The sequence below is a fragment of the Clavibacter tessellarius genome, from assembly GCF_001618005.1.
GTDB classification, from domain to species: Bacteria; Actinomycetota; Actinomycetes; order Actinomycetales; family Microbacteriaceae; genus Clavibacter; species Clavibacter tessellarius_A.
The window spans coordinates 1-14,278 of record NZ_LQXA01000007.1 but is presented as its reverse complement, the minus strand read 5'-3'; the positions used below and the strand labels follow the sequence as shown (position 1 = coordinate 14,278).

Below are 14,278 nucleotides of genomic sequence, written 5' to 3'. Positions count from 1 at the left end.
CCCTAGGCGGGTCGATCCGCCGTGCCCACCACCCGGAAGCGCTCCATGACGATCTCGGTGTCGTCGTCGAGGCGGAACCCCGCGGGCAGCTCCGCCACGACCTCGGGCGACGTCCAGAACTCCTCGTGGCCGTCCCGCCACTCGGCGACCGTCGTGAAGCCCTCACCCTCGTCCACCGCGTGCGCGAGCGGCACGTCGGCCAGCCGGCGGATCTCCACGGCCGTCGTCTCGGTCACGAGCACCGGCCGCCCCTCCGAGTCGATGACGGTGCCGCGGGATCCGACGACCGGCAGCTCCTCGCCGTCGACCGCGTACTGGATGAGCAGCGAGCTCGTCGAGGTCTTCTCGCCCGACACGATCGCCGCCACGAGCTGATCCCGCAGCGGCCCCGGGAACGCGAACTCGACGGTCGGGAGGTCGGACTCGGGCGTCGTCGTCATGCACCGATCGTAGGAGCGCACGGCCGACGTCCCCTCCGCCTCCCCGGACGCCGCGCGCTCGCCGGGCCAGGGTGGAAGGGACCCCACGACCGACCAAGGAAGGCGCATCGCATGAGCGAGATCCGCAACGGCGGCAACCAGTACGAGATCCAGGACCCGATCGCGCAGTACCCGTCCCCGCCGTTCCCGCAGCAGGAGCAGACGGGCCCAGGCGACGAGCTGAGATTCGAGCCGACCCCCGACCACGGCCAGGACAGCTACGTCGGCTTCGGCCGCCTGAAGGGCCGCAAGGTGCTCATCACGGGCGCCGACTCCGGCATCGGCAAGGCCGTCGCCATCGCGTTCGCGCGCGAGGGCGCCGACATCGCGCTCAACTTCCTCGACGAGGAGCTCGAGGACGCGCGCGACACCGCGTCCACCATCGAGGCCGACGGGCGCACCGCCGCGCTCGTGCCCGGCGACATCTCCGACGAGACGACCTGCCAGGACATCGTCCAGGCCTCGGTCGACGCGCTCGGCGGCCTCGACTGCCTCGTGATGGTGGCCGGCTACCAGCGCAACGAGGACGACATCCTCGACCTCGACTCCGAGCAGCTCGACCGCACGATGAAGACGAACGTCTACTCGCTGTTCTGGCTGAGCAAGGCCGTGATCCCGCACCTGCCCAAGGGCGGCAGCATCATCACGACCAGCTCGTCGCAGGCGTACCAGCCGAGCCCCGACAAGATCGACTACGCCGTCTCGAAGGGCGCGATCCGGAACTTCACGCAGGGGCTCGCGCAGCAGCTCGCGCCGAAGGGGATCCGCGTCAACTCGGTCGCGCCCGGCCCGTTCTGGACGGTGCTGCAGCCCGTCGGCCAGTCGGCGTCGGACGTCGAGGAGTTCGGATCCCAGTCGGTCTACGGCCGCCCCGGCCAGCCGGCGGAGATCGCGGCGACGTACGTGTTCCTCGCGAGCCAGGAGTCGAGCTTCACGAGCGGCGAGACGATCGCGGTCACGGGCGGCACGCCCGTCCACTAGGGCGGATCCGCGGAACCGCGCGGCGCGGCGCACGGACGTCGGCCGCCGCGCGGCGGGGCGCGTCAGAACAGGCGCACCCCGTCGCGGGGCGCGTCCCCGCGGGTCGCGTCCCCGCCGGTCGCGTCCCCGCGGGTCGCTCCGCGCGGGGCGGGCTCGCCGGGCACGCCCTCCACAGGCCGCTCGGTGCGGAGGACGGCGGGTCCCACCGTGAGGATCCCGTCCCCGAGCGGCTCGCAGCGCACGCCGCCCCGGCCGCGCAGCGCGCGGAAGGCGCCGGGCGCGAGCATCACGTCCATCCACGCGCACGGGTTCGCGGGCCGGTGCCCCTGGAACTCCACGGGTCCGTCGCCCGAGTCGAGGCTGAAGCGCATGCCGCGGAGCGCGTCGACGGGGGCGCCGCGGAGCAGCACGTTCCGCCGCGTCTCGACCGGATCCAGTCCGCTCTCGACACCGAGCTCCTCCGCCACGCGCTCCACCGCCTCGACCGCCATCACCGTGACCGCGGCTGTGCGGTGCGCGCGCTGGCCGAAGTAGCGGTCGCCTACGATTCCGAGGCCGGCCCGGATCCGCACGCTGCGGCGCGACGGGGGCTCTCCCGGCTCGTCCCGAGGGCCGTCCGCCGGCCGCCCCTCGAGGCGGTGCACGGGGGAGGCCACGAGGTGCGCGATCTCCACGCGGCGCTCGTGGGGCAGATCGGTCATCCATCGACCCTACGGCCCCCCTTATCACGGGGTACAGGCGTCCGGGGCGGATCCTCCACCGCCGGTTAGGATCGACGAGCGGCACGGGGATGACCGCAACCGGGGGGTCACGTGAGCGAGCAGGCCCCCTCCGCCGTACGGCGCGATCGTGCCTCCCGCCTCCCCGCCGCGCTCCGCAGCATGACGCTCTCGAAGCCGCTGCACGCGCAGATGCCCTTCATCCTGAGCCTCGCGGTCGTCGGGCTCGTCGCGGGCCTGGGCGACCTCGCCTCGGTGGCCGACCCGGGGTTCGTGGTGGGCGCCGTGATCGCGGTCCTCGTCACGGTGGCCGCCGCGGCCGTGCCGTGGCACCGCGTCGACGGGGGCTGGGTCGCGCTCCTGCCGATGCTCGACTTCGTCGCGCTCGCCCTCTGCCACGACGCCATCCGCGCGCAGGTGCCGTCGACGTCGTTCCTCCTCGTCTTCCCCGTCGTCTGGCTCGCGTACGCGTTCGCGCTGCACGTGCTCTGGCTGGGCGCCATCGGCACGGCGGTGGTCCTCGCGCTCCCCTTCATCCGATCCGGCTCGCTGCCCTCGAACACCACCGAGTGGTCGCACCTCGTCGTGCTGCCCGTCGTGATGCTGCTCGTCGCCGTCGCCGTGAACCTCCTCGCGCAGCAGCTGTTCCGACAGCACGCGCGCCTGGAGGAGATCGAGCGCGAGCTGACCGCCACGCTCGACGACCTGCAGCAGCGGAACACGATCATCGACGGCGTGCTCGACGCCATCGACGACACGGTGGTGGTGCTCGACCCGACCGGGCGGATCATGCTGCGGAACCGGGCGTCGGTGGAGCTGATGACGCTCGCCGACCCCCTCGACCCGGCCGACCCGATCATCGGCGGCCTGGTCTACGAGGAGGACCGCACCACGGTCGTGCCGCCCGAGCGGCAGATGGTCGCGCGGGCCCGCGCGGGCGAGGCCATGGCGCGGCAGGTGTACTGGGTGGGCGACGGCGGCGCGCAGAAGGCCGTGCTCGCCTCCGTCTCGCCGCTCGTCGCCGCGGACGGGCGCTCCCTCGGCATGGTCGTCGTGAGCACCGACGTCACGGCCCTCGCCCTGGCCGTCACCGAGCGCGAGGAGTTCGTGGCGAGCGTCTCGCACGAGCTGAAGACGCCGCTCACCTCGATCCTCGGCTACATCGAGCTCATCGCCGACGACCTGGTCGAGGACGACCTGGAGGACCGCATCACGGCGGCCCGCCTCGCCATCGTGGAGCGCAACGCGCAGCGCCTCCTCGGCCTCATCGGCGACCTGCTCACGGCGGCGCAGCACCGGCTCGCCGTGAACCGCAACCTCGTCGACGTCGGCGAGATCGTGGAGAACGCGCTCGACGTGATCCGGCCGCACGCGCGCTCGAGCGGCGTCGCGCTCGTGGAGCCCGAGTACGAGGAGCTCGTCGCCGAGGTGGACGCCGTGCGCATCGGCCAGGTGCTCGACAACCTCCTCAGCAACGCGGTGAAGTACACGCCGGAGGGCGGCACGGTCACGACCGAGGTCGGCGTGGAAGGCGACCAGCTGCACCTCTGCGTGAGCGACGACGGCGTGGGCATGTCCGAGGACGACACGGCCCAGCTCTTCACGCGCTTCTTCCGCACCAGCTCCGCGCGCGCCAGCACGGTCGCGGGCGTCGGGCTCGGCCTCAGCATCACGCGCTCCATCGTCGACGCGCACGACGGGCGGATCGAGGTGGAGAGCGCCGTGGGCGTCGGCACCACCATGCGGGTCCGGATCCCGCTCCGCGTCCGGCCGCCGGCCCCGGGATCCTGAGCCCCGGCGTGACCCGCCTCGGTCCGCCCTGCCATGGGCGCGCCGACTTGAGCTGATCTTGTCCACAACTTGAGTCGAACCGGCATGCGGCGCTGGCAGGCTCGTGCCACGGCGGGCCTCCCACCCGTCCGACACGAGCGATCGAAGGACCGGATGACCCCCCACGACCACCCCGCGAGCGGCACCCGAGCCGCGCGCACCGGGTGCCGTACCGGGTACGCGGATGCGCTGACGGTACCCGCCGTCGGCCTGGCCGGTCCTTCCGCTCCGCTCGTCGGCGGCCGGGCGTGAACGCCCATGCCGCCCGTGCCCCGCAGCTCCCCCCGCTCCTCGACGTCCGCGTCCTGGAGCAGCTGCTGGTCGAGCTGTCGGACGTGCCCGGTCCCGCCCGACTGTCCGTCGTCCCCCCGACGGACACCCCCGCTGCGTCTCCCGGCGTACCCGCACCAGGAGACGTGACCCCGCAGCGCGGCCACCCCGAGCCGCGCCGCGGGAACCCGTCGTCCGGATCCCCCCGTCCGGACGACCGCCTCGCGTCCCGTGGTGCCCCCGCACCGGGACGCGGGCAGGCGCCGGCCGGGTCCCCCCGCCCGGTCGGCGCCCCCTCGCGCGCGCTGCAGGCCGCCGAGCCGCACGCGCTCCCGGACGCCGAGCACGCCTGCATCGCCTTCCTGCGCTTCTACGTCGACCTGTGGCCGAGCCGCTGGGACCGCCTCGCTCAGGCGGTGGCCGACGGCGACCGCGACGCGGCCCTCGACGCCTGCCTCAGCGTCAAGTCCTCGGCCGCGATGGTGGGCGCGCTCCGCCTGAGCGCGGCGGCCGCCCAGCTCGAGTCGGCCATCCGCGGCGGGCGTCCGGAGGCGGCGCGGTTCCTCCTCGCCGGCATCGGCGAGACGGGGGAGCGGAGCATGGACGCGATGCGGTCCTGGATCCGCGCCTCGTCCGGGGCCGCGCCCGACTGAGGCCGCCCCACCAGACCCGTGCCCGCGGCCGACCCGACGGTCGAGGTGCACGCCCGACCGGCTCCCGCGACAGGCCGGATCGGATGACGGGACCGGGATCCCACCCGAGGGGACCCCGATCCACGGCGCAGCCGCCGCGGAGCCCACCGGCTCCGCGGCGGCCTCGCGCGCCCGCGTCCGGTCGCCCCGGTGTCAGTCGCGCGGCGGCGCGAGCCGGTAGCCGACGCCGCGCACCGTCTGGACCCACCGCGCCTGACGCGGATCGTCGTGCAGCTTCCGGCGGAGGTTGCCGAGGTGCACCTCGACGGCGCGCTCCTCCGGCTCGGTGGAGGAGGAGACGGCGTACGGGCCGCCGCGGATGTCCCGCACGAGGTCGCCCTTGGTGCGCACCCGGCCGCCGCTCGCGAGGATGGAGGCGAGCAGGTCGAACTCCGTGCGGGTGAGGTCGACCTGCTCGCCGTCGACCGTGACGTGGCGGGTGCCCCCGTCGAGCACGAGGCCGTTGTGGCGGAGGACGTCGGCGTCCGGGGCGTCGTCGGGCGCGGCGTCGGTGGGGAGCGCGGGCGACACCGTCGTGGTGGTGGCGAACGCGGCGGGCTGGACGGGCTCGTCCGCGGGATCCGCGGCGTCGGCGGCCGGGGAGGCGGGAGCCGCCGGAGCCGCGGGGGAGTCGCCGCCGCCGCGCGGGCGCCGCATCATCGCCGAGATGCGGGCGCGGAGCTCGCGCGGCCGGAAGGGCTTCACGATGTAGTCGTCGGCGCCGGCCTCGAGGCCGAGCAGGGTGTCGACCTCCTCGCCCTGCGCCGTGAGCATGACGATGTACGCGTCGCTCACGAGGCGGATCCGGCGCGCGGCCTCGAAGCCGTCGAAGTCGGGCAGGCCCACGTCGAGCGTGATGACGTCGGGCGCGACCTCAGCGGCGAGGCGGACGCCCTCGGACGCGGTCCCGGCGGAGTGCACCGCGAAGCCGCCCTGGCGCAGGACCACCTCGAGCAGCTGGCGGATGTCGCCGTCGTCCTCGATGACCAGAGCCACTCGTCCGCTGTCCACTACGCCCCCTCGCATGCCGCGTGGTGCGGCCGATCCCCCGGATCCGCGTCGCGCGCGTCCGGCCTCCCACGCTAGCGGAACGGCGGTGCGGCGCCCGCGCCGCCGGAGCGCCCGCTCGGGACAGGTGTATGGCGGCTCCCGGGTCAGGTGACGGGCGAGGATCCGGGCACGGCCACGAGCACGAGCACCGCGCCGAGGACGTACGCCGCGAGCGACGCGGCCACCCCGATCAGGAGCACGAGCCACGGCCGGGTGCGCCCCCGGATCATGCCGACGAGGGCGACGAGGAGCGCGATGCCCGTGAGGAGCAGCGGGCCGGCGACGGCGAGCCCGTAGCCGAGCGTGAACAGGGTATCGTCGCAGACGTACGCGTCCACGTCGCAGGCGTCGGTGACGAAGATGAGGCCCAGTCCGTACGCGGCCACGGCCCCGCCGATCAGGGCGGCCACGAGCATGCCGACCGCGGTGGTGACGAGCACGCGGCGGTCCACCCGGCGGATCCAGCGCGGCAGCCAGGCGGGGCCCGGCAGGTCCTCGTCGCGGCGGTCGCGGGCGGCGTCGCGGCGGTCGCGGGCGGCGTCGCGCGCGACGTCCCGCTCCGACGGGCGGCGGATGACCTCGGTCTCGGCCGGGTCCCGGACCGTCCGGCGCGGGACGGCCGGGACGGCCGCCTTCGGCGGAGTCGGCAGGCGTCGGGCGCGGGCGGGCGCGACGGCGGAGCGGCGTCCGCGGTCGGCGCGGCGACCGCGCTCGGGGGTCGCGTCGTCGTCGGAGGTCACGCCACGAGACTACGGGGCACGCCCCTGGGCGCCGGAATCGGAATCGGGAGCGGCCATCGGCTCGCGACTCCGGCCGGGGCCGCGGCGCGGATCAGAAGATCATCGGCCGGTCGTCGTCGAGCTCGGTCTCCACGTCGAGGTCGACGGCCACCGGCACGTGGTCGCTCGGGCCGTCGCCCTTGCGCTCGTCGCGGTGGATGCGGGGCGCGTCCACGAGCTCCGCGAACCGCGCGCTGCCGAGGATGAAGTCGATCCGCATGCCCTCGTCGCGCGGGAACCGCAGCTGCTGGTAGTCCCAGTACGTGTAGCCCTCGGGGATCGACGGGCGCACGACGTCGGCGAGCCCGGCCTCGAGGAACGCGGCGAACGCGGCGCGCTCGGGCTCCGAGGTGTGCGTCTTGCCCTCGAAGAGCGCCGGATCCCACACGTCGGTGTCGAGCGGCGCCACGTTCCAGTCGCCCATGAGCGCGAGCGGCGTCTCCGGATCCGCCGCGAGCCAGGCGCGCGTGTCGGCAGCCAGCGCCTCGAGCCACTCGAGCTTGTAGGAGTAGTGCGGGTCGTCGAGCCCGCGGCCGTTGGGCACGTAGAGGCTCCACAGGCGGATGCCCGCGACGGTCGCGCCCATCGCGCGTGCCTCGAGCGGCGGCTGGCCGGTCGCGTCGGGCTTGCCGAACCTCGGCATCCCCTCGAACGTCGTCACGACGTCCTCGAGCGGCAGGCGGCTCGCGATCGCGACGCCGTTCCACTGGCTGAGGCCGTGCACGGCGACCTCGTAGCCGGCCTCCTCGAACGCCGCCATGGGGAACTGCTCGGGCTTGCACTTGATCTCCTGCATGGCCAGCACGTCGACGTCCTCGCGCACGAGCCAGTCGACGACGCGCCCCACGCGGGTGCGGATGGAGTTGACGTTCCAGGTGGCGACGCGCATGCGTCCACGGTACCGGGAGCGGGGGACCGGCCCGGCCGCGCGCGTGCCCGGTCGACAGAACACACGGACTGTCGGTCGTCTCCGTTATTGATGAGGGGCATGAGCAGATGGGCGGATCCCCAGAACATGGTCGTGGCGATCGGACCCGGAGGGACCGCGATCGACATACGCAGACCTGGGCAGTATGACCGCTGGCATTCCACGGAGTCCCGCGAAGGCCTGAGATGCATGGACTGCGATCGACCTGTGCACCCGAGGCGTCTTCATCGAGGGACGTCTTCTCAACGCGACATCCTGGCCCACACACCGCGACCGGACGAGGGCCCGGGCCTCGCGGAGGAGCAGTGTGCGGAGATGCGCGGAAGACGACGAGGGGGAGGGTGGAAGAGGGCGCTGGTCTCCGCCGTCGACGAGCATGCGCGCTCCCTCGGATACGAGACCGTCGTCGCGCCGAAGTTGGCGGCGGGGCATGTCGATCTCCTTGTGCGCACGCCGCAGGTACTTCACCTCATCCGAATCGAGCTGGAGAACGTCGAGGGGGAGGAAGCTGCCCGCGAGCACGACATCATCCGGCGGTACAGGGAGCCCCAGCGCTCCACCAGGGTTCTATGGCTGACATACGACTGCCATTGGGTCGACACGCGCATCCCCGCGTTCGGAGTGCGGCTCGTGACCGACACCTCCCGGCCGGAGGACGCGCTCGACGTCGGCGGCCTGAGCGCGATAGTCGACGCCGGGATCCTCCAGCCCGATCGGCATCAGATGCTGCGTCAGCCCGCAGTCAGTCAGTTCGGGCTAGCGCTCGTGCTCCAGCAGTACCTGGCAGGGAAGCTCCACCACGACATCGCCGGTGGCGTGGAGCGCACGGCCTATTACGGCTGGGCCAGCACCGGTAAGTGGCTTCAGATGATGCAGGCGCTCGTGCGTCGGAACCGTGCTCTGGGCAGAGAGATCCGAGACAGGATCGAGGAGCGTGACGCTGCCCTTCGCTCCGCCTCGATCGTTGAAGGAGATCTCGCGAAAGCGACATGTCGCCTTGACGAGATGAAGATCGAGCTTGCGACGAGAGAGCAGCAGCTTGCGACGAGAGAACAGCAGCTCGCGGCGAGAGATCAGCAACTCGCGGCGCTGGAAAGACGGCATTCGCAAGCAAAGGACTGCCTCAGGGCAGTGGAGGTGCTGCGCGGCACTACTTTCGGGCGTATTTATCTCCGCCGAGTCTCCGTGTACGCGGAGAAACCGTCGGACTAGCTGGTGTCACCCTCTGACGACGTCCTCGTGATCAGCCGATGCTGCCGACGCGCACCGTGACGGTCGCGAGCGCCGCGGCGTCCGCGCCGACGGCCTCGGCGAGGCGCGCGCGGATCGCGTCGACGGCGGCGCGCGCGGTGTCGCTGGCGCGGCCCGCCGCATCCACCGCGATGGACGCCTGCACGAGCACGGTGCCCTCGCCGGTCTCGACGGTGACGAGCTGCTCGGCCGCGGTCGAGGACCCGGCGACGACGCCCTCCACCACCTGCCGGGCGGCCAGCAGCACGGGGGAGCGCGGCGCGAACACGTCGGCCACGCCCGGGACGCCGCGGAGCACGGCGGTGAGGTCGCGGGACAGGGCGGCGGGGTCCGGGAGCGGGCCGGTGCCGGGCGCCGCGGACGCGTCGTCGTCGAGGGTCATCGTGCTGCCTCCTCCTCGGGCGCGGGTGGCGCCTGCACGTCCACCACGGTCACGTCGATGCCCTCGATGCGCAGCTCGGTGTGCCGGAGCAGGGCCGCGTGGACCCGCTCGCGCACGCGCTGCGCCAGCTCGGGCAGCGGATCCCCCCACACGACGCTCATGGTGAGCGCGACCCGGACCGGCTCGCCGGCGCGCGTCACGTCCCCGTCGAGCGTGCAGCGGCCGATGAGCACGCCCGGCACCTCGTCGCCCGCCTGCCGCACGAGGGTGCGCACGGCGCCCTCGGTGAGCGCGAGGCTGACCCCCGGATCCGGGTGGGAGAGCGGGATGTCGCGTCCGGCGCGCGACTCGCGGCTGATGTGCGCGAGCACGCCGCGGAAGAAGTCGTCGCCCGGGGCCTCGGCCTCCTCGGCCTCGGCCTCCACGAGCTCGCGGCCGAGGTCGCGCATGTGCTCGAGGGCGCGGAGCGCGTTGCGGATGTCGGGGTCGTCCTCGTACGCGGCGATGCGCGGGGTGCGCCCGCGGTCGAGGTAGTCGGCGAGGGCAGCCATGTCGAGGGGCTCGCCGTCGGCGTCGAGGGCGGGTCCCCCGTGCGGTCCGGTGCCGCTCATCGCCACGCCTCCATGCTCGTCATCACCGTGGTGCGCGCCCGGGACAGCCGGCCGCGGATGGTCGAGGGCGTCGCGCCCAGCCTCTCGGCGATCTCCTCGTAGGAGAAGCCTCCCACCTCGCGCAGCATCCACACCTCGCGCTGCTCGCGCGGCAGGGCGTCGAGGACGACCGCCAGCGCGCGCATCTGCGACGACGTCTCGGCATCGCGCTCCGGCGAGGTGAGCCGGTCGGCGATCTCGTGGTCGTCGATGTCGTCGGCGGGGCGGCGCGCGCGGATCCGGTCGAGGGACTTGCGGCTGACGATCTGCAGCAGCCAGCTCTTCACGCGGTCCGGCTTCTCGAGCGTGGGCAGCCGGTCCCACGCGGTGATGAGCGCCTCCTGCACCGCGTCGTCCGCGTCGGCGCGGGATCCGGTGAGCCGGATGGCGAAGGCCCGCATGTAGGAGGCGTGCCGGCGGACCAGGACCTCGAAGGCCCGGGTGTCGCCGTCGGCCGCGCGCTCGGCGAGGATCCCGTCGCCCGCGTCCTGCAGGGAGGAGGAGAGGGCCATGCCGTACCTCCGTGTGCGCTGGGAGACGAGCCGGATCCGGGTCCGGTCCGTGACGAACCGGGGACGAGCCGCGTCTGATCCATGAGTACCACAGCAGACGCCCGTCCGACGGGCCCCGACGGTGAGGAACCGCATGAGCGACACGAACCCCAGCACCAGCCCCAGCACTCCCACTCCCACCCCCGCTCCCACCCCGGCCGACGTCACGCGCGTCGCGCCGGCATCCTCCGGCACCGTCTCCTCCGGGGCGCTCGCCGAGGGCGACACGGTCGTCGCCGACGGCGTCGTCGCGAAGGTCGCGGGCCTCGCGATCCGCGACATCCCCGGCGTGCACGCGCTCGGCGGCGGCGCGGCCCGCGTCATCGGCCAGCTCCGCGACCGCATCGGCCAGACCGACCTCACGCAGGGCGTCTCGGTCGAGACCGAGGAGTCCGGCGTCGCGTTCCAGGTGACGCTCGTCGCCGAATACGGCGTGCCGCTCCAGCAGGTCGCCGCCGACGTGCGCGCCGCCATCACGGACGCCGTCACCGAGCTCGTGGGCCGGCCGGTCACGCGGGTCGACGTGACGATCGCCGACATCGTGCTGCCGGGCGAGGGCTCCGACGACGACGCCGAGGCGCCCGCGGTCTGAGCCGTCCGCACCGCCCGACAGGCCGTCGATCCCCGCGATCGGCGGCCCGTCGTCGTGCGCGGGCGCGATGGTCTCCGATCCGGCGGGCGTACCGTCGGGGGATGACCGACGACACCGCTGCCGCGCCCGCCTCCGCCCCCGCATCCGACGGGCCGCCCCGCGTGGCGCTGCTCGGCACCGGCGTGATGGGCTCCGGCATGAGCCGCTCGATCCTTCGCGCGGGCCTCCCGCTCACGGTCTGGAACCGCAGCGCCGAGAGGGCCGCGCCCCTCGCGGACCACGGCGCGACCGTCGCGGAGAGCGCCGCCGACGCGGTGCGCGACGCCGACATCGTGGTGGTCATGCTGTTCGACCAGGACGCCGTGCTCGAGGTCCTCGCCGACGTCGCGCCCGCGCTCCGCCCCGGCGCCGTGGTGCTCCAGTCGTCCACCGTGGGCGTCGAGGGCACCCGCCGGATCGCCGCGCTCGCCGCCGAGCACGGCATCCGGTTCGTGGACGCGCCCGTCCTCGGCACGCGCGGCCCCGCCGAGCAGGGCCTCCTCGTGCACCTCGTCTCCGGATCCGAGGACGACCTCGCCGTCGCGCGCCCCGTCCTCGAGGCGACCGGCTCGCGCACGGTGGTCGCCGGGTCCACCGCCGGTCCCGGATCCGCCCTCAAGCTCGCCTGCAACGCCTGGATCGCGTCCATCACCGCTGCGACGGGCCAGTCGCTCGGCCTCGCGCAGCTGCTCGGCGTCGAGCCGCGCCTCTTCCTCGACGCGATCGCGGGCGGCGCCGCCGACACCCCGTACGCGCACCTCAAGGGCGGGTCGATGCTCGCGGGCGAGCTCGCGCCGTCGTTCGCGCTCGACGGCCTGCTCAAGGACGTGACGCTCATGCTCGCCGCGCTCGACGGCGCCGACGCGCACGACTTCGACACCGCGATGCTCGAGGCGCTCCGCGAGACGTACGCGGAGGCGTCCGCCGCGGGCCACGGCGGCGACGACGTGGCGGCGGTGGGCACGGTGTTCGGCCTGCCGACCGCATCCGGCAGCTGATCCGCGTCGCGTCGCGCCCGCCCGTCGCACCTGTCGGCGCGGGCCCCCGCCCGTAGGATCGGCTGCGTGACGACCTCCGACGCGCGCCAGCAGCTCATCGCCCACATCAAGGAGGACGCCGTCTTCCACGGCGACTTCACCCTGACGAGCGGCAAGAAGGCGACCTACTACGTCGACCTGCGCCGCGTGAGCCTCGACCACCGCGTCGCGCCGCTCATCGGGCGGGTCATGCTCGACCTCATCGCCGAGGTGCCCGACGTCGCCGCCGTCGGCGGGCTGACCATGGGCGCGGATCCCATCGCCGCCGCGATCCTGCACCAGGGCGCCGCGGTCGGCCGCGGCTACGACGCGTTCGTCGTCCGCAAGGAGCCCAAGGACCACGGCCGCGGCCGCCAGGTCGAGGGGCCCGACCTCCAGGGCAAGCGCGTCATCGTCGTCGAGGACACCTCCACCACCGGCGGATCCCCGCTGAAGGCCATCGAGGCGCTCGAGAAGGTGGGCGCGGAGATCGCCGCGGTCGCCGTGGTCGTCGACCGCTCGACCGACGCCCGCGCGGTCATCGAGGCCGCCGGCCACCGCTACCTCTACGCCATCGGCCTCGAGGACCTGGGGCTCGCGTAGTGGACGGGCAGGCGCCTCCCGGCGGCGGATCCGGCCGCGACCGCGACCGCGACGACGACCCCTTCGCCGTCCGTCCCGCGACGGACGCCGACCGGGAGCGGCCCGTCCGCCCGCTGGCGCCGACCGGCTGGGGCGGCATCGAGGGCGTCGAGCCCGAGCCCGCCGACCGCGACGACGCGGAGCAGGCGGAGGCCGATGAGATCGCCGCCGCGCAGGAGGAGGGCATCGACCCCGCTCCCGCCGACGCGCCGCAGGCCCCGGCGGACGACATCCTCGCCGGCATCGCCCCGCTCGACGCGACCGAGGACGCCGACCGGATCGCCCCGCTCGACCAGGCGGACGCCTCCGCCGAGGCCGACCCCGCTGACGACGCGCCCGGCCCGGCGCCCGAGCCGGAGATCGCCGCGGCACCCGGCATCGCCGACGAGCTCGAGTTCGCGGGCGAGCCCGACCCCGGGTACGTCCCGGCGCCCGTGGACCTGCCCGCCGGGACCGTGCCGGCGGATGCGCCGCCGTCCGATGCCACGCTGCCGGATGCGCCGACGTCCGACGCGCCGCCGTCCGGCGAGGTGCTGTCCGGCGAGCTGGAGTCGGATCCCGAGCCCGTCGACGACGCGACCGCCGAGCTCGTGCTCGAGCCCATCGCGGACGGGGACGGCGTCGAGCGCCTCCCGGAGCCCGATGCCGACGGCGCCGTGGAGTCCGCCGTGGTGGACGCCGAGCTCGTCGAGGAGCCGGCCGCCGAGATGCCCGCGGAGACGCCCGCCGACGACCTCGTGGACCTCACGCCCCGCGTCGACGAGGGCCTCGACGAGGACGCCGGGGTCGTCGACGATCCGGTGGGCGCGGCGGATGCCGCCGGCCGCGCCGACCCCGCGGGGCCGGCCGCGATCGAGGCGGCGCACGACGGGGACGCCGAGCCTGCCGCTGCCGCTGGTGACGCAGAGGAGCGCGACGACGCCTCCGCCCCGCTCGCGCCCGCCGCCGCGGCTGCGCGTGCCGCCGCCATGGCGTGGGCCGCCGGTGCCCCGGTGGCGGCGCCCGCTCCGGCCGAAGCCGCCGCTGCCGCTGTCGCCGCTGTCGCCCCGGCGGACGTCGCGTCGTCGGGCCCCGCTCCCGTCGCGGACGGGGCCCGCCTGTCCGACGGCGATCCCGCCCCGGCCGACGCCGACGAGCACCGTGACGCCCCGGGCTCGCCCGTCGCCGACGACCGTGACGACCGCGATCCCGTCGCGTCCGACGCCGAGCCCGTCGACGCCATCGCGCTCCTCTTCGGCGACGTCGACGAGGACGAGGACGCAGGCCGCCGCGTCAGCGACCCCGACCATCCCGAGCAGGACGGCGATGAGGACCGCACGCGCGTCCTCCCGACCGTCGGCGCGGTCGGCGCGGCCGCCGCAGTCGCCGGTGCCGCCGCCCCGGCCGCGCACCCGGACCGCGACGCCCCCACGGTCGCCGTGCCCGCG

At 74.6% G+C, this 14,278-nt stretch carries 15 protein-coding genes and 1 pseudogene; 8 read left to right on the top strand and 8 right to left on the bottom strand.

Annotated features, from left to right (window positions below; all coding sequences use genetic code 11):
* Positions 1–2: 2 nt before the first annotated feature.
* Positions 3–440 (bottom strand): ASCH domain-containing protein, encoded by a 438-nt coding sequence (locus AWH51_RS01440; protein ID WP_063070359.1) that lies wholly within the window; start codon positions 438–440, stop codon positions 3–5.
* 111 nt (positions 441–551) lie between these two features.
* Between AWH51_RS01440 and AWH51_RS01435 the strand changes: the two genes are divergently transcribed.
* Positions 552–1,460 (top strand): SDR family oxidoreductase, encoded by a 909-nt coding sequence (locus AWH51_RS01435; RefSeq protein WP_081234757.1) that lies wholly within the window; start codon positions 552–554, stop codon positions 1,458–1,460.
* A gap of 62 nt (positions 1,461–1,522) precedes the next feature.
* On the opposite strand, the gene AWH51_RS01430 is transcribed toward AWH51_RS01435, so the two are convergent.
* A complete protein-coding gene (locus AWH51_RS01430; RefSeq protein WP_254654426.1) occupies positions 1,523–2,161 on the bottom strand; it encodes an MOSC domain-containing protein in 639 nt (212 codons plus the stop codon).
* 111 nt (positions 2,162–2,272) lie between these two features.
* Between AWH51_RS01430 and AWH51_RS01425 the strand changes: the two genes are divergently transcribed.
* A complete protein-coding gene (locus AWH51_RS01425) occupies positions 2,273–3,970 on the top strand; it encodes a sensor histidine kinase (RefSeq protein WP_063070358.1) in 1,698 nt (565 codons plus the stop codon).
* A 455-nt stretch (positions 3,971–4,425) separates the two neighbouring features.
* Positions 4,426–4,932, top strand: a complete 507-nt coding sequence (locus AWH51_RS16415) for an Hpt domain-containing protein (RefSeq protein ID WP_254654425.1) — start codon at positions 4,426–4,428, stop codon at positions 4,930–4,932.
* Between the two features lie 192 nt (positions 4,933–5,124).
* Here the strand turns inward: AWH51_RS16415 and AWH51_RS01415 are convergent, their stop codons facing one another.
* The 3 genes from AWH51_RS01415 to AWH51_RS01405 form a co-directional block, all read right to left on the bottom strand.
* A complete protein-coding gene (locus AWH51_RS01415; RefSeq protein WP_081234755.1) occupies positions 5,125–5,982 on the bottom strand; it encodes a response regulator transcription factor in 858 nt (285 codons plus the stop codon).
* A 143-nt stretch (positions 5,983–6,125) separates the two neighbouring features.
* The gene (locus tag AWH51_RS01410; RefSeq protein WP_063070355.1) at positions 6,126–6,761 is read right to left on the bottom strand and encodes a hypothetical protein; all 636 of its coding nucleotides are present in this window, start codon (positions 6,759–6,761) and stop codon (positions 6,126–6,128) included.
* Positions 6,762–6,852: 91 nt separating this feature from the next.
* A complete protein-coding gene (locus AWH51_RS01405) occupies positions 6,853–7,689 on the bottom strand; it encodes an exodeoxyribonuclease III (RefSeq protein ID WP_063070354.1) in 837 nt (278 codons plus the stop codon).
* A 354-nt stretch (positions 7,690–8,043) separates the two neighbouring features.
* Here AWH51_RS01405 and AWH51_RS01400 point away from each other — a divergent pair, with 354 nt between their 5' ends.
* On the top strand, positions 8,044–8,940 hold the full coding sequence (locus tag AWH51_RS01400; RefSeq protein WP_063070353.1) for a hypothetical protein: 897 nt from the start codon (positions 8,044–8,046) through the stop codon (positions 8,938–8,940).
* Between the two features lie 31 nt (positions 8,941–8,971).
* Here the strand turns inward: AWH51_RS01400 and AWH51_RS01395 are convergent, their stop codons facing one another.
* The 3 genes from AWH51_RS01395 to AWH51_RS01385 are packed head-to-tail and all read right to left on the bottom strand — an operon-like array spanning position 8,972 to position 10,523.
* A complete protein-coding gene (locus tag AWH51_RS01395; RefSeq protein WP_063070352.1) occupies positions 8,972–9,361 on the bottom strand; it encodes a hypothetical protein in 390 nt (129 codons plus the stop codon).
* A complete protein-coding gene (locus AWH51_RS01390) occupies positions 9,358–9,972 on the bottom strand; it encodes an Asp23/Gls24 family envelope stress response protein (RefSeq protein ID WP_063070398.1) in 615 nt (204 codons plus the stop codon). Before AWH51_RS01390 ends, AWH51_RS01395 begins: the two co-directional genes overlap by 4 nt.
* Complete coding sequence (locus AWH51_RS01385; RefSeq protein WP_063070351.1) at positions 9,969–10,523, bottom strand: RNA polymerase sigma factor; 555 nt, start codon at positions 10,521–10,523, stop codon at positions 9,969–9,971. The genes AWH51_RS01390 and AWH51_RS01385 overlap by 4 nt, the downstream gene beginning before the upstream one ends.
* A gap of 133 nt (positions 10,524–10,656) precedes the next feature.
* On the opposite strand from AWH51_RS01385, the gene AWH51_RS01380 reads away from it, so the two are divergent.
* The 4 genes and pseudogenes from AWH51_RS01380 to AWH51_RS01365 form a co-directional block, all read left to right on the top strand.
* Positions 10,657–11,154, top strand: a complete 498-nt coding sequence (locus AWH51_RS01380) for an Asp23/Gls24 family envelope stress response protein (RefSeq protein ID WP_063070350.1) — start codon at positions 10,657–10,659, stop codon at positions 11,152–11,154.
* 101 nt (positions 11,155–11,255) lie between these two features.
* Positions 11,256–12,191, top strand: a complete 936-nt coding sequence (locus AWH51_RS01375; protein WP_254654424.1) for an NAD(P)-dependent oxidoreductase — start codon at positions 11,256–11,258, stop codon at positions 12,189–12,191.
* 66 nt (positions 12,192–12,257) lie between these two features.
* Positions 12,258–12,812 carry an orotate phosphoribosyltransferase gene (pyrE, locus tag AWH51_RS01370; protein ID WP_063070349.1) on the top strand — a complete coding sequence of 185 codons (555 nt, stop codon included), beginning with the start codon at positions 12,258–12,260 and terminating at the stop codon, positions 12,810–12,812.
* Positions 12,812–14,278: pseudogene (locus AWH51_RS01365) on the top strand (large membrane associated protein); the annotation flags it as partial. The gene pyrE and the pseudogene AWH51_RS01365, both read left to right, overlap by 1 nt.